Genomic DNA, 14,960 nt, shown 5'->3' on the forward strand with positions numbered 1-14,960 from the left:
AAGAAAAGATATTATCATTAATCCGTTTATTTTTCATTAAGAGGAACACAAGATGACAGTTATCCACACAGAAAATGCACCGGCAGCGATTGGGCCTTATGTGCAAGCAATTGATTTAGGCAATATGGTTTTAACTTCTGGGCAAATTCCGGTGAATCCTCAAACCGGCGAAATCCCGAGTGATATTGTGCAACAAACTCGCCGATCTCTGAATAATGTGAAAGCCATTATCGAGCAAGCCGGCTTAAGTGTTGCCGATATTGTGAAAACCACTGTATTTGTCAAAGATCTTAACGACTTCACAAAAGTGAATGCGGAATACCAAGCATTCTTCCAAGAAAACGGACACCCGAATTTCCCTGCTCGCTCTTGCGTGGAAGTGGCTCGTTTACCGAAAGATGTGGGCATTGAAATCGAAGCGATTGCAGTACGCCGATAACAAGCGGTCATTTTCTTGAGATTTTTTACAAATGGACAAAATTATTCCAAATTGGAATGTGCCTAAGCATATTCACGCATTAACAACCTTAAGAACAGGTGGCGTAAGTAAACCGCCGTTTGATAGTTTCAACTTAGGTGATCACGTTAATGACGAGCCGAAAGATGTGGCACAAAATCGTGCTTTATTGGTTGAGAAATTTCAATTACCACAAGCTCCACTGTTTTTAACCCAAACTCACAGCACCCGAGTGATTGAACTGCCCTATTCAGGCGATAATCTTGAAGCCGATGCGGTTTACACCAATCAACCAAACCAAGTCTGCTTAGTGATGACCGCCGATTGTTTACCGGTACTATTTTCCAGCCAAGACGGGACGGAAATTGCGGCTGCACACGCCGGCTGGCGTGGGTTATGCGATGGCATATTAGAGGCGACGGTAGAGAAATTCGACTGCCCGCCACACGAAATATCGGCTTGGTTAGGTCCTGCTATCGGACCGAATGCTTTTCAAGTCGGGAGTGAAGTGGCAGACCAATTCTGTGCTTTTGACCCAAGAGCCAAAGGGGCTTTTATTGAAGACGGCACTACAAGCGGTAAATTTTTAGGAAATCTTTACCAAATTGCCACTCAACGTCTGAATAAATTAGGCATTACCACCATTTCAGGTGGCGAATATTGCACCTACAGCCAACCAGAACTGTTCTTTTCCTACCGCCGAGACAAACAAACCGGGCGAATGGCAACCTTAATTTGGCGAGCAGAATAACCCTATTTTCTCTCGTTCAATAATTAACCGAGTAATCCTCTAGCTATAGACGACTACTTGGTTTTTCTCTATAATTCCAACCACTTTCCAATCCCCCCATAGCTCAGTGGTTAGAGCAGGCGACTCATAATCGCTTGGTCGCTGGTTCAAGTCCGGCTGGGGGGACCAACTAAAACCTATCTACTCTTCAATCACCACTTTCCCGATATAATCTAAATGACGGTATTTTTGGGCGTAATCAATGCCATAGCCCACAACAAATTCGTCCGGAATTTCAAACCCGACCCATTTAACCGGTACTTCTACTTCACGGCGAGAGGGTTTATCGAGTAAAGTACAAATCGCTAATGAATTTGGCTCACGCAGTTTTAGAATTTCCCCTACTTTGCTTAAGGTGAAACCTGTGTCAATAATATCTTCAACAATCAAAACATCTTTGCCTTGAATTTCACCATCTAAATCTTTGAGGATTTTCACATCTCGGCTGGATTCGGTGCTGCTGCCATAGCTTGAGGCGGTTAAAAAATCCACTTCTACTGGTAAATCTAATTTTCTGACAAGATCTGCCATAAACATAAATGAACCTCGTAATAAACCAATCACCACTAAATGTTTACAATTATTTTCTTGATAATGTCGATTAATTGAGCTTGCTAATTCGTCAATACGTTGTATGACTTCCTCTTTGGCAATCAGTGTTTCAATATGGTGCTTTTTCATTCATTTCTCCTAATAATTTGATTACAAGCGGTCTAAATTTGCTCTTTTTTTGCAAATTATTCGCCTGAAACCGTCATTTTTTCTAATAAAATCGAACCGGTCTGGATATTAGAGCGATGCTCAATATCATCGCCCACCGCAACGATGTTTTTATACATTTCTTGCAGTTGCCCTGCTATGGTAATTTCTGCAACCGGGTATTGAATTTCACCATTTTCAACCCAGAAGCCTGCTGCTCCACGAGAATATTCACCAGTCACGCTATTAATTGCAGAACCTAACATTTCCGTCACTAACAAGCCCGTTCCCATTTCCTTGAGCAAGCTGCTTAACCCACCGGTGCGGTTTGGTTTCACCAGCCAATTATGAATACCGCCGGCGTGCCCTGTGCTTTTTAGCCCCATTTTTCTACCGGAATAGCTGGTCATTAGGTAAGTTTGTAAGATACCATCGGTAATAATTTCTCGGTTTTGGGTAATTACCCCTTCGCTATCAAAGGCTGATGAAGCGAGTTGGCGTAATAAGTGGGGGCGTTCTGAAATTGCAAACCAGCTTGGCAAAATTTTTTCGCCAAGTTTATCCAGCAAAAAGCTGGATTTGCGATATAACGCTCCGCCGCTAATTGCTCCGGCTAAATGCCCGACCAAGCCGGTGGCGACATCATTGTAAAAAATCACCGGCATTTCACCTGTTTTGATCTTATGCGGATTTAAACGATCTACCGCTTTCACCGCTGCTTGCTGCCCTACCCATTGCGGTGCTTGGAGTTTGTCAAACTCACGGGAAATAGTGTATTCATAATCACGCTCAAGCTGATCTTCATAAGCTGAAATCACACTACAAGAGAGTGAATATCGGCTCGACAGGTAACTCTGCAACATTCCGTGCGTATTGCCATAAACACGCACACCACTGTGAGAATTGAAAGTTGCTCCGTCACTATTCACAATTTTTTCGTCTGCATTTAAGGCATAATGCTCCGCCTTGATTGCCAATTCGACCGCTTGCTCAACGGAAATATCTGCTTGGTGGTACAGTTCCAAATCTTTTGCTTCAAAGGCAAGCAACTCTTTATCGGCAAGCCCTGTGCAATCATCTTCTGAGGTATATTTTGCAATCGCAAGGGCTGCTTCGACCGTTTTTTGAATCGATTCTGGCTGTAGATCGGACGTGGAGGCATTACCTTTGCGTTTACCTAAATAGACTGAAATACCGAGCGAGCCATCGTTATTGAACTCGATGTTTTCAACTTGCTCTAAACGGCTGGAAACCGAAAGCCCTGCAACTTTGGTCACACCTACTTCTGCCTCTGCTCCAGCCTGTTTTGCAAAATTTAAGGCAAATTCGACCGCTTGTCGTAGTTCCTGTTCTTGTTGTAACAAGGTTTGTTTATCTGTAATTGACATTTTGTTCCATTGATTGATTGCATTGATGAATATATTCTAACTCAAATTTCTGTTAGAATACGGCATTTTTTAGAGTTTATGTAATGAAAGGATAAAGAATGGCTAAAAAACGGAGCAAAAACGAAATTGACTGGACAGATGAGGAAGAAGAAATCATCTGGGTCAGCAAAAGCGAAATAAAACGAGATTCCGAACACTTAAAAAAAATTGGGGCTGAATTAATTGAATTAACCCCACAAAATTTGGAAAAGATCCCGCTAGACGATGATTTAAAAGAGGCAATTCGCCAAGCTCAAGACTTTAAAATGGAGGCTCGTCGCCGTCAAATTCAATTTATCGGCAAATTATTACGCAGCCGCGACCCAGAGCCGATTCAAGAAGCCTTAGATAAAGTGAAAAATCGCCATAATCAGCAACAAGCCCTATTACATAAATTGGAATTAGTGCGGGATCAACTGATTGCAATGGGCGATGCATCATTAGATAATTTATTGACGGAATATCCTCAATTAGACCGCCAACATTTGCGTAATTTAATTCGTGGGGCAATTAAAGAACGTGAAGCCAATAAACCGGCAAAAAATTACCGTGAAATTTATCAATATTTAAAAACTGAAATCGTGGAGTGATTATTATGGAGTACCTATCAACAATCCTTAAAGCTCATATCGGCTTAGCTTATATTAGTTTAATTTTATTATTAACCCGTGGATTTTTATCATCAAAAATGGTGGATTGGCGACAATATAAAATTTTACGAATCGCACCGCACGCAGTCGATACGCTGTTATTAGTTACCGGTATTGCAGCAGTGGCTATTTTTCTAGCTTATGACTTTTTCACTTTAGCACAATTTAGCTGGCTATTACCTAAGCTGTTATTCTTAGTGTTATACATTATTTTTGCCACTAAAGCGTTTAAAAAAGGGCAACCATTCTCGCTCAAATTTTACCTGTTAGCCGTGGTGTCATTCTTATTAGTGATGCTAACCGCTACTTTTCACTAAATAAGGAAAATTATGATCGGACCTTTTGTGAATGCCGGTGCCATTATTTTAGGGGGAGTGATAGGGGCTTATTTAGGTAGCCGTTTGCCTGAACGTATTCGTACCAGTTTGCCACTTGTGTTTGGGCTATGCTGTTTCGGCTTAGGTATGATGCTGACCGCCTCCGTAAAATATATGTCTGCGGTTGCATTAGCATTGATTTTAGGCACGATCATCGGTGAGCTGATTTATTTAGAAAAACGAATAGGCAAAGTTGCCGGTTTAGCTCGTGGTTTAATTGACCGCCTATTCCCACCGGTGCATAGTCTTTCCCAAGAAGAATTTTTAGAGAAATTTATTGCTCTGCTTGTACTGTTTTGTGTGAGCGGTACCGGCATTTTTGGTGCAATAAAAGAGGGAATGACGGGTGATCCGAGCATTCTTTACATTAAATCGATTTTAGACTTCTTCACTGCAATGATTTTCGCCGCTTCATTAGGTTATGCCATTGCAGCGATCTCAGTACCGTTAATTCTTGTGCAAGGGATTTTAATTCTACTAGCAACGGAAATAATGCCTTTAACTACTGCCAATATGATGGCAGATTTCTCCGCAACTGGCGGTTTACTGCTATTTGCAACCGGTTTTCGCATTTGTGGAATTAAAAACTTTCCGGTCGCAAATATGCTACCAGCACTACTCCTTGCGATGCCAATGTCTTATTTCTGGGAATGGTTGGTACATTAATGATAAAAAAACGTATTATTGTCGGCATTAGTGGGGCAAGTGGTTTCCAATATGGCTATAAAGTACTTGAACTGCTGAAACCGTTTTCAGAAATTGAAACCCATCTTGTAATCAGCAAAGGTGCTGAACTCACTCGAACTCTCGAAACGAATTATACCCGAGAGGCTCTGCACGATTTAGCTGATGAAATACATTCGCTAAACAATGTCGGAGCAAGCATTGCCAGTGGTTCATTTAAAACCGAAGGTATGATTGTTGCCCCTTGTTCTATGCGAACCCTTGCCGCTATAGCCAACGGTTTGAGCGATAATTTGCTGACCCGAGCGGCAGATGTGGTGTTGAAAGAACGGCGTAAATTGGTATTAATGGTGAGAGAAGCTCCGCTCAACCTTGCTCATATTGACAATATGCGAAAAGTGACCGAAATGGGCGGCATTATTTTCCCACCCATTCCGGCGTTTTACCAAAAGCCAACCAGCCTCGATGAAATGGTCACCCACAGCGTAAGCCATGCCCTTTCCCTGTTGGATATTGACATTCCAAATACCCCACATTGGGGAGAATAATTAGGTTTATCTTTTGCTTTTTGAAATGCTAAAATACCTGATAAAAATTATCAGGTATTTTTATGCACAATCCAATCCCGTCCCATATTTTAGATTTCATTCAAACGAACCACGTTATCAATATTGCAGCTCATACCGAACAGGATTTTTGGGCGGCAAACTGCTTTTATGCTTTTGACCAAGAAAATGCTCGCTTGATTATCTTAACCGCCAAGAAAACCAGACACGCTAGCTTAATGCTTGAAAACCCACATATTGTCGGCACAATTTGTGGGCAAATTGAGAAGATCAACGAGATCGAAGGTATCCAATTCTCCGCTACCGCCGAATGTTTAGAAGATAAACAAGCCGAAAAAGCCGCTTTGCAAATTTATTACCAAAAACACCCGCTTGCACGGCTTAAGCCTAGTGATGTTTGGGTATTATCATTCAATACCATCAAGCACACCGGTAATAAAATTATGTTTGCGAAAAAGACGATTTGGGAGAGAAATATAATTTGAAACTCAAATAATACCTTTAACTTTATCCCGTTTGATTTGGCTTGGTGTTATCCCAAAAGTTCGCTTAAATGCCGTTGAAAAATTCTCCGAATTAGCATATCCGGCAAATTCAGCCGCTTGTGTGACACTCTGTCCTTGTAATAGTAATTTATAAGCTTGTTCTAATTTAGAACGCCTTAAATACGCAAAAATAGAGGTTTTATGGTAATGCTGAAATTCATTTTGCAATGTAGTTACATTGGTATGGAAATATATTGCAATCTGTTTCAAACCCCAACCGTCAAATTTGCCGCTATCTAACGATTCCGTTAATTTCTGTACTCGATCTTTTTTTAACTGGGGAGCATGCGTCAGCTGAGAAAAAGCACTTGCTAATAAAGCTAATAATTTGCCTTCTTTCTCAAGCAGCCCAAATGGTTGCATTTGCTGTTCTGACACAATATCGTGAATAAGTTTTAACATACTCTGAGTCAAGATAATTTGGTGGGCTTTTAAATGCTGTTTAAAATGATGATAACTTGACAAATTCAACTGGCTTTCTATGAGCCATTTAGGGTAGAGAAAGATAACAAGCTCTTTTTGAAGTTGCCCTTTCCTAAAAATTTTACGCCCCATTTCGGCTCTATTTAGCGGTAAAAATGCGGCTTGAGGTTTTAAGCTTGCATCTAATTCAAATAATCTAGAATTAAAATTAATTTCCGAACGCCCACTCAATAATATAACCAATCTTAGCCCGGCTTCAAATTCCGCAGGTTCTTGCTCTACGGTTTCAGTGACTGAAATCTCTGTATATTTCAGCATAAGATCTGAACGTAGTCGGTATAAATGTGAAAAACCTTTCATTTGGTTAGCTTCATCAATCAAGATTGTTTTCATCATTAAAAATTTTTTTTCGCACAGTAAAAATTTTATTTTACAAAGGTTTTTTGCATAAAAACAAGATATTATTATATTCAATAATCATTCTTATTTAAGGAAAAAATAATGAAAATAAAAAAATATTCACTCTCTTTAATCACTTTAGCGATTGTAGCTCCTCAAGTATTAGCAGAAACAGCCTCTCAAGCAGAACTCACTACTATTGATGTCAAAGAAAAGCTAGCGGCTACTACAGGCTATATTCCTGTTTATACGACTGTAGGAACCAAAACATTAACCTCTTTGGCTCGTACACCTTTTAGTATCAATGTTGTCTCTGATGATTTAATGAATGACCAAGCTGTTCGTTCTGTTACTGATGCAGTGGCTTATACCTCTGGTATGATGGGTGGCTATCGTGGTAACAATTCGCTTATCGAAATCTCCATTCGTGGCATTGGCAATAAAAGTGATGGCGGTACAATTCCGACCTATTTAAACGGTTCTCGCTACCAAACTGCATTTGAAATCGATCCGTTCTTCTTAGAAAGCATCAATGTGATTAAAGGCCCAAACTCCATTTTATACGGGCAAGCTAATCCCGGTGGCGTAATGGATATTATCACCAAAAAAGCCGGCAGTAACCCACATCGCCATTTGCAATTTGTGGTGGGAAACCATCAACGATACCAAGTCGGGCTGGATATTGAAGAAAATCTATCCAATACCCTATCTGCTCGTTTAATAGGTCAATTAGAACGAACAAACTGGAATACCCAATTTGTAAAAGAAAAAGGCGGTGCTTTTGCTCCGAGCCTTTTATGGAAACCCACTACCAATACAGAACTTAATGTTTACGCTTACTATGCTAAAAAACCGAAAGCCGGCGATCGTAACTTCTTACCAAAAGAAGGGACTATTAATAGCGTAAACGGGAAGAAACTACCCTATGATATGTTCCTCAGCGATCTGAACTATCACGGTTTGAAAGCCGAGCAAATGCAAGTAGGTTACAATTTCTCACATAAATTTACGCCAAACCTAACGTTCCGCCAAAATGCAAGTTACCATAATGGCGAAGAGAATTTCAAAAATCTAGTTTATTGGGGCGATGTTGGTTCGGTTTTAGAACGTAGAGCTCGCCGTTGGGATGTCAAAACCCAAGAAATCAACTTAGATAACCAATTAGAATGGGCATTTAGCACAGCAAATATAAATCATACCTTGTTAGCCGGTATTGATTATAAACGGGTGCGTGAAGATCTTGATAACTATATGGGGATTGCCCCTGATTTTGATTGGCAGAACCCTGTTTATGGCGTGACCGTTACTGAGCCTAGCTTATTTTCAAGTGAAGTGAAGCATTTAAAACAACTCGGGGTTTATTTGCAAGATCAAACAGAAATCGGTAATTTTGACTTCCTGTTAGGCGGTCGTTACGATCGAGCAAAAAACAGTAACCAAGATCGTTTGAACAGTAAAACAGAGAATAACCAAGAAGGAAAATTTACTTGGCGTACCGGCTTAGTTTACAACTTTGAAAACGGTATAGCTCCGTATATCAGCTACAGCACTTCTTTTGTGCCATCGGCTGAAAAAGATGCTCAAGGAAATTTCTTAAAACCAACAACTGCTGGGCAATGGGAAGTGGGAATGAAATACCAACCAACCCAAGACACCTTACTGACCTTAGCAGGATTTAAAATTACACAAAAAGATTTAGCCAATTATCAATGGCAGACCCGCTCTTATGAGCAAATTGGTGAAGTACAAACTAAAGGGATTGAAGTGAGTTTAAATCAGCAATTATCCGATAAATTTTCAATAGCGGCTTCTTATGCTTACTTGAAAAAAGAGATTACTGCAGATAAAGATGGCTCTACGATTGGAAAAACGCAATGGGGAGTGCCTCGCCATCAAGCATCACTTTGGGCAAAATATAAATTCTTTGATAAGCTGACCGCCGGTGTAGGTGTACGCTATATGGGAACGACTTTTGGCAATAACCAAAATACTTTTACCGTCCCCGCATACACACTTTACGATATGCTACTGGCTTATGATTTTACGCCTAACTTAAACTTACAGCTCAATGCACAAAACCTGACGAATAAAAAATATGTCGCAAGCTGTGCGAATAATTTTTCCTGTTTCTATGGAAAAGATCGCAATTTAAGTGCAACGTTAAACTATCATTTTTAATCTCAACAGCCCTCAAATGAGGGCTTAAACTTTTGCAAAAAATATGAAAAAAACGACCGCTTGTATTCTTACTTTTTTGGTTTCATCTGTGCTTTATGCTGACAATATAACCATTGAGCTTAAGCAGAATGACTTTGTGCAAGGCAAATTGATTCAGAAAGCTCAACAGCCACTTTCGTTATCGATTATTTTTCCTGACCAAAGCTCTCGCCTACTGGCTCAAAATGTCTTTGGTGAACAAGATTTTATGTTTAAATCAGAACAAAACGGCACGGCAACTTTTTCTATTCTAGCGAATGGAGCAACCGTTTCAGACCAAGATTTCACCTTAACGATTGAACGGCATATGCCAATCTCGGCACAAATTGCCCTACCTAAAATGATTGAGAATACACAGCTTGAAGAACTCAGCCAGAAAATTGCAAAAAATCCGGAAAAACAGACCGCTTTAATTAACGATTTTTGGGATAAAGTAAAACAAGCCGGCACACCATTGATTGAACCATTGGACGAACAGCAAAGCCGTGTCACTTTTTTATGGCGTGGAGCTCAGCACAATGTTCGCATTTGGGGCGGAGTGAGTACTGAACACGATTTTATGCAACGCTTTGGTGAAACGGATATATGGTATAAAAGTTATATAGTGCCCAATGACACTTTAGTGGAATACAAATTAGCTCCAGATGTGCCGACATTGCCCGTTGATGAATATACCCAACGTAGAGCCTTACTTGCAACAGCACAATCCGATCCGCTGAACAAAATGCCCTACTTTGAAAAAAGTGAGCAAAATCTACACAATACAGATAGATTTAACTACTATTCGCTTGTTAAATTAGCAAAAGCCCCAACTCAGCCTTATCTGCTCGAGGAACTCAATATCTCCAAAGGCACAATGCGAGAATTGATTTTTGATAGTGCGAAACTTGGAAATAAACGCCGATTATTTGTCTATTTGCCTGAGAATTTTAGTGCGGAAAACACTTATCCCGTTCTCTACCTGTTTGATGGTGTAGAATATACCGAACGTGTGCCGACAAAAACGATTTTAGATAATATGATCGCTCAGAAAGTGATTCCGCCTACTGTAGCGGTGTTTATCGAAAACCCATCGAGTGAATCAAGACGAGTTGAGCTCCCTGCGAATCCAATATTTACGCAAGTATTAGCAGAAGAACTCGTGCCTTTTGTTGAAAAACAGCTCAATATAAGTGCAAAGGAGCGAATTATTGGCGGCTCTAGCTATGGCGGGTTATCCTCTGCCTATACAGTACTCAACTACCCCAATGTATTTAGTAAAGCATTGATTCTATCCGGCTCATTTTGGTGGAAACCCAAAGGCACTCCTAGTGAACAAAGCCACTATATTGCTCAACAATTTATCCAAAAAGAAAAATTACCGCTCTGCTTTTTCATCAGTGCGGGTTTTTATGAAAGCGGGAAATCAACTATTTTAGAAACTTCTCGCCATTTAAAAGATGTTTTACTCGCTAAAGGTTATCCGGTTACTTATATTGAACAATCAACCTCTCACGGCTATTTAGCTTGGCAAGGGCTTATTAGTGACGGGTTAAAAGCATTACTGGGTAGCAATAAATGCAGCTCAAATTAAGCAATGGTAAAAATCACCCGATTTTCGACCGCTTGTAGCTCACAAAGCCAGCTTTGCTCTGTGGCAAGTAGCTCAAAATCGGTAAGACTGCTCTGCTGATTGAGTAAAATTTCCAAGCTATCGCCCTTTTTAAGATCGTTCATCGCTTTTTTTGCCATCAATAACGGCAAGGGGCAAGCATAGCCGGTTAAATCTAAAACATATTTCATCACGAAACAGGAAATAAAGAAAAGGGCGAATAGTAAAATTCGCCCAATCACGAAAGATTAAAGTTTACGGCGGTCTGCCATTACTTTGCCCATAGCCGATAATTTATCTTGAGCTAAATGCTCCCGCCCAAGCTCAAAGAGTGGCTCTTCAATCGCAATATGCACATCATAACCTGCCACAAAACGCTCAATTAAGTCTCTATCCACATTTTCACGTTTGCCTGCGAGCAGATCTTCAAGCTGTGCCGACAAATCGTCCCAATTTTTATGTAAATGAACGTGCTGGCGTTCCAGTTCGTCCACCTCTGCTTGAGCTTGTGGTTGCACCTTAATAAGCTCAGGGAAGAAATCATCTTCTTCATCTTCGTGATGTAAAGGGGCAGAAATGTTGAAGTAGTTCAAAATCTGCTGCACATCATTCTTGACCGCTTGGTTTACCCCGTTTTTCTCAAGGTAATCCGGCAAAATTTGTAGCTGTTTGCAGAAACTTTTTACTTTGCTGTGGCAAGCATAAAGCATATCGATCGGCTCTGCCCAGCTTGCAAAGGTTTGTGGTTCAAGTTGTTGCATATATACTCCTTGTTATTTCTGACCGTTTACTTCAGATTGTAAAGGTGGCACTTCTTTGCCAATTCGAGCATAAAATTCCACCACAAAATCATCAAAACGATCTTCTTCGATCGCTTGACGAATTTCTGCCATTAAGCGTTGATAGTAGCGTAAATTATGAATGGTGTTTAGTCTTGCCCCTAGAATTTCGCCACATTTGTCTAGGTGATATAAATAGGCCTTAGTATAGTTTTTGCAAGTGTAGCAATCACATTCAGGATCTAAAGGTGTAATATCGTTACGGTATTTCGCATTACGGATTTTCACAATGCCGTTGGTCACAAATAAATGTCCGTTACGGGCATTGCGGGTTGGCATTACGCAGTCAAACATATCAATGCCACGGCGAACCCCTTCGACTAAATCTTCTGGCTTACCTACGCCCATTAAATAACGTGGTTTATCTGCCGGAATTTGTGGGCAAACGTATTCTAAAATACGGTGCATATCTTCTTTCGGTTCGCCTACCGCCAAACCACCGACTGCATAGCCGTCAAAACCGATTTCGACTAATTTTTCCACCGAGACTTTGCGGAGTTCTTCATAAATACCACCTTGAATAATCCCAAATAACGCATTCGGGTTTTCAAGCTCATCAAAGCGATCACGAGAACGTTTCGCCCAACGTAGCGACATTTCCATTGATTTTTTCGCATAATCAAAGGTTGCCGGATAAGGGGTACATTCATCAAAAATCATAACAATGTCTGAACCAAGATCGTATTGGATCTCCATTGATTTTTCCGGCGAAAGGAAAATTTTCTCACCGCTAATCGGGTTTTGGAAGGTTACGCCTTCTTCTTTAATTTTACGCAGTTTGCCTAAGCTAAAAACTTGGAAACCGCCGGAATCGGTTAAAATCGGACCGTGCCATTGCATAAAATCGTGCAAATCACCGTGCATTTTCATCACTTCTTGCCCCGGTCGTAACCATAAATGGAAGGTGTTACCTAATAAAATTTGTGCCCCTGTCGCTTTCACTTCTTCAGGAGTCATACCTTTTACCGTGCCATAAGTGCCAACAGGCATAAATGCCGGTGTTTCAACGTGAAATTCGCCTTTCGGGCGGTTAAAAGTTAAACGCCCACGACGAGCGTTACCACTTGTTGTTTTTAATTCGTACTTCATTTTAATCCACAAATAAACAGTTCGTGAAAGCGGTCAAAAACCGCCAAAAATTTACCAATTAGAACCGAAAGCCGGTGCCGATACCTAAGCCGATCCCAACCCCATTTGAGCCGCCACCGACTCCGACATTACCACCTACACCAGTTGAGGAGCAAGCGACTAACGTTAAAATGCCTAAGCATAATAAGAATTTTTTCATTTTTTTCTGTCCTAAACGAAAAAGAGAGTCTATGATAGACCCAATCTATTCTAACCTGTTTAATGGATTAAACCTAATTTTAAAAGGTAAATTATGAAAATTTTACATAAATTCGCTGCTGTATGCGTTGCCTCAATGGCTATGCTCTCTGCTAACGGTAATTTACTCAGCATTAGCGAGCAAGAAATCAACGACTATTTAGCCACCAAATTAGCTGAAAAAATCCCTTTACAGGATAAAGTGGGCGTTCCGCATTTATTTGAATTGGATTACCATCTGCATTCGCTGACAAGCCAAATTGGTAGAACCGAAGAGAAAAAAGTGGCTATTTCCGGTGTTGTTGATGGGCTTTTAAAAGCGAAAGGCAAGAAATATGATGCGTCTATCCAGTTAAATATGGATACCACGCCTTATTACGATCCACAAAAAGGGGCATTATTTCTTAAAGATGTCAGATTGTTAAGCTGGTCTGCGACACCGGCTAAATATCAAGCAGAACTGCAAATGTTTTTGCCGGTATTGGCTGATGGATTAAATAGTTTTTTAAACAGCACGCCTGTTTATACTTTAGATGAGAATAAAGCAAAAGAAGCAATGGTGAAAAAGTTCGGCAAAGCCATTGTAGTAGAAAATGGTAATATCAAGCTAGAAACTGCTATTTTTTAAATAATTTTGTGATCTTCGTCTAATTTTTACACTTTGATAGTTGAGCTTTTACGCGTTTTATTTACAATCCAAATATCGTCATTCATTATTTGGAGAGTTCTATGGATATCGGTATTGTTAAATGGTTTAACAATGTAAAAGGATTTGGTTTTATTACATCGGATGTATGTGAAGGAGATATTTTTGCTCATTTTTCTGAAATTCAAGCAGAAGGTTATCGCTCTTTAAAAGTCGGCCAAAAAGTACAGTTTGAATTAGTTCAAGGAGAGCGAGGTGCCTCAGCCTCAAATATCACGCCTATAAGCGAAAAAACGTTATAACCCATCGTTAATAAAATTATTGTTATAACCATACTTTATTAGATTTTAAAGCTCAGCTTTTACAGCTGAGCCATTTTTGTTTTTTTTGAATATGCTTTCCCCTTATCAATTAGTCTTAATTAACCTACTTTATATCTTCGGTATTGGTCTAAATATTGTACTGCTTAGGTTTCTCAGTTTGCATTTTGATCCATTAAATAATAACGGTGTACGCTTCCTAATTGGTGGACTCACTTTATTGGTTTTTATTTTCTGGAGATTCCGCACATCGCTGTCTCAGCTGATTAAAACTCCAAAATTGATTGCGATTTCTCTATTTGTCGGGTTAATGATGTCCGCAAATATGTATTTTTGGCTAAAAGGGGTCAAAATTACAAATGCTGTTACCGCCTCTATTTTTGGGGTATTGGCGATGCCATTTGGCGTGATTATTGCCGCCATATTCTTTCAAGATGAAAGAGAACGCATTAAAAGCAAAGCTTTCTGGTTCGGCTCAATTTTAACGATCATCGGTTCACTTGGATTTATCTGGCACGGAAAAACACTCTCAATTAGCGAAGGATTTATTCTTGGTTCTGTGTTCTTATTTCTGTCAATTATTATCCGTAACATACAAAACCTAGTTGTAAAATTCGCTCGAGAGCTGAACGTATTTACACTAAGTTGTATAACATCTTTGACTACTTCACTCTCAAGTCTATTACTTAGCCAACAAGCAGGTAAATTTAATGAGCTTTTTACTGCACCAAACTGGCTACTATTCTCTCTGATGGCTGCTGGTATTTATGCGATTATGATCGGAATGGTATTAACCTTTCACATTATCCAAACCCAAGGACTGATAACCTACCAAGTATTGGAACTATTAATGCCGGTTTCAACAGCCATCATTGCTTATATTTTACTGGACGAACGTATTTCCATTGTTCAAATGGGCTTTGCTTGTATTGTGATTTTAGGCTCAAGTATCGCCTTAAAGTTAGTAAAATATCCTAAGCACTATTAGGATCTTTGCTAATTAA

General features: G+C 39.9%; 19 protein-coding genes and 1 tRNA gene. 13 read left to right on the forward strand and 7 right to left on the reverse strand.

All coding sequences use genetic code 11. The annotated features are described in order from the left end of the window. Nucleotides 1-52: 52 nt before the first annotated feature. From EL242_RS07260 to EL242_RS07270, 3 genes are all read left to right on the forward strand, one after another. Complete coding sequence (locus EL242_RS07260) at nt 53-439, forward strand: RidA family protein (protein ID WP_126302102.1); 387 nt, start codon at nt 53-55, stop codon at nt 437-439. A 31-nt stretch (nt 440-470) separates the two neighbouring features. Further along, nucleotides 471-1,208 (forward strand): peptidoglycan editing factor PgeF, encoded by a 738-nt coding sequence (pgeF, locus tag EL242_RS07265; RefSeq protein ID WP_126302103.1) that lies wholly within the window; start codon nt 471-473, stop codon nt 1,206-1,208. 92 nt (nt 1,209-1,300) lie between these two features. Continuing rightward, nucleotides 1,301-1,376, forward strand: a tRNA-Ile gene (locus EL242_RS07270). Nucleotides 1,377-1,388: 12 nt separating this feature from the next. On the opposite strand, the gene hpt is transcribed toward EL242_RS07270, so the two are convergent. After that, a complete protein-coding gene (gene hpt / locus EL242_RS07275; protein WP_126302104.1) occupies nt 1,389-1,928 on the reverse strand; it encodes a hypoxanthine phosphoribosyltransferase in 540 nt (179 codons plus the stop codon). 56 nt (nt 1,929-1,984) lie between these two features. Continuing rightward, nucleotides 1,985-3,334 carry a metalloprotease PmbA gene (gene pmbA / locus EL242_RS07280; protein ID WP_126302105.1) on the reverse strand — a complete coding sequence of 450 codons (1,350 nt, stop codon included), beginning with the start codon at nt 3,332-3,334 and terminating at the stop codon, nt 1,985-1,987. Nucleotides 3,335-3,432: 98 nt separating this feature from the next. Here pmbA and yjgA point away from each other — a divergent pair, with 98 nt between their 5' ends. From yjgA to EL242_RS07305, 5 genes are all read left to right on the forward strand, one after another. Continuing rightward, nucleotides 3,433-3,963, forward strand: a complete 531-nt coding sequence (gene yjgA / locus EL242_RS07285) for a ribosome biogenesis factor YjgA (protein ID WP_126302106.1) — start codon at nt 3,433-3,435, stop codon at nt 3,961-3,963. Between the two features lie 5 nt (nt 3,964-3,968). Beyond that, complete coding sequence (locus EL242_RS07290) at nt 3,969-4,340, forward strand: SirB2 family protein (RefSeq protein WP_126302107.1); 372 nt, start codon at nt 3,969-3,971, stop codon at nt 4,338-4,340. Between the two features lie 12 nt (nt 4,341-4,352). After that, nucleotides 4,353-5,066 (forward strand): DUF554 domain-containing protein, encoded by a 714-nt coding sequence (locus EL242_RS07295; RefSeq protein ID WP_126302108.1) that lies wholly within the window; start codon nt 4,353-4,355, stop codon nt 5,064-5,066. Beyond that, nucleotides 5,066-5,632 (forward strand): UbiX family flavin prenyltransferase, encoded by a 567-nt coding sequence (locus tag EL242_RS07300; RefSeq protein WP_126302109.1) that lies wholly within the window; start codon nt 5,066-5,068, stop codon nt 5,630-5,632. The genes EL242_RS07295 and EL242_RS07300 overlap by 1 nt, the downstream gene beginning before the upstream one ends. Before the next feature lie 62 nt (nt 5,633-5,694). Next, entirely contained in the window at nt 5,695-6,135 is a 441-nt protein-coding gene (locus EL242_RS07305; protein ID WP_126302110.1) for a pyridoxamine 5'-phosphate oxidase family protein, read from the forward strand. Nucleotides 6,136-6,138: 3 nt separating this feature from the next. Here the strand turns inward: EL242_RS07305 and EL242_RS07310 are convergent, their stop codons facing one another. Continuing rightward, nucleotides 6,139-7,092, reverse strand: coding sequence for a helix-turn-helix transcriptional regulator (locus EL242_RS07310; RefSeq protein WP_232019665.1), 954 nt, complete (start codon nt 7,090-7,092; stop codon nt 6,139-6,141). Between the two features lie 27 nt (nt 7,093-7,119). On the opposite strand from EL242_RS07310, the gene EL242_RS07315 reads away from it, so the two are divergent. Next, complete coding sequence (locus EL242_RS07315) at nt 7,120-9,195, forward strand: TonB-dependent siderophore receptor (RefSeq protein WP_126302111.1); 2,076 nt, start codon at nt 7,120-7,122, stop codon at nt 9,193-9,195. Between the two features lie 43 nt (nt 9,196-9,238). Then, a complete protein-coding gene (locus EL242_RS07320; protein ID WP_126302112.1) occupies nt 9,239-10,807 on the forward strand; it encodes an alpha/beta hydrolase-fold protein in 1,569 nt (522 codons plus the stop codon). Here the strand turns inward: EL242_RS07320 and EL242_RS07325 are convergent. From EL242_RS07325 to EL242_RS11450, 4 genes are read right to left on the reverse strand one after another with little or no spacing between them, the layout of a single operon-like run. Then, nucleotides 10,804-11,016, reverse strand: a complete 213-nt coding sequence (locus EL242_RS07325) for a sulfurtransferase TusA family protein (protein ID WP_126302113.1) — start codon at nt 11,014-11,016, stop codon at nt 10,804-10,806. The two genes, EL242_RS07320 and EL242_RS07325, sit on opposite strands and share 4 nt — an antisense overlap. 57 nt (nt 11,017-11,073) lie before the next feature. After that, entirely contained in the window at nt 11,074-11,586 is a 513-nt protein-coding gene (locus tag EL242_RS07330) for a hemerythrin domain-containing protein (protein WP_126302114.1), read from the reverse strand. A 12-nt stretch (nt 11,587-11,598) separates the two neighbouring features. Next, a complete protein-coding gene (tgt, locus tag EL242_RS07335; RefSeq protein WP_006250933.1) occupies nt 11,599-12,753 on the reverse strand; it encodes a tRNA guanosine(34) transglycosylase Tgt in 1,155 nt (384 codons plus the stop codon). A gap of 58 nt (nt 12,754-12,811) precedes the next feature. Next, a complete protein-coding gene (locus EL242_RS11450; protein WP_172595355.1) occupies nt 12,812-12,952 on the reverse strand; it encodes a hypothetical protein in 141 nt (46 codons plus the stop codon). A gap of 93 nt (nt 12,953-13,045) precedes the next feature. On the opposite strand from EL242_RS11450, the gene EL242_RS07340 reads away from it, so the two are divergent. The 3 genes from EL242_RS07340 (at nt 13,046) to EL242_RS07350 (ending at nt 14,944) form a co-directional block, all read left to right on the forward strand. Further along, the gene (locus EL242_RS07340) at nt 13,046-13,618 is read left to right on the forward strand and encodes a DUF1439 domain-containing protein (RefSeq protein ID WP_126302115.1); all 573 of its coding nucleotides are present in this window, start codon (nt 13,046-13,048) and stop codon (nt 13,616-13,618) included. 101 nt (nt 13,619-13,719) lie between these two features. Beyond that, nucleotides 13,720-13,938: a cold shock domain-containing protein CspD gene (gene cspD / locus EL242_RS07345; RefSeq protein ID WP_006250930.1), complete on the forward strand. Its 219-nt coding sequence runs from the start codon at nt 13,720-13,722 to the stop codon at nt 13,936-13,938. 76 nt (nt 13,939-14,014) lie between these two features. After that, nucleotides 14,015-14,944: a DMT family transporter gene (locus EL242_RS07350; protein ID WP_232019666.1), complete on the forward strand. Its 930-nt coding sequence runs from the start codon at nt 14,015-14,017 to the stop codon at nt 14,942-14,944. Nucleotides 14,945-14,960: the final 16 nt, after the last annotated feature.

Origin of the sequence: Mannheimia haemolytica (genome assembly GCA_900638155.1) — a bacterium.
Taxonomy (GTDB): domain Bacteria; phylum Pseudomonadota; class Gammaproteobacteria; order Enterobacterales; family Pasteurellaceae; genus Mannheimia; species Mannheimia glucosida.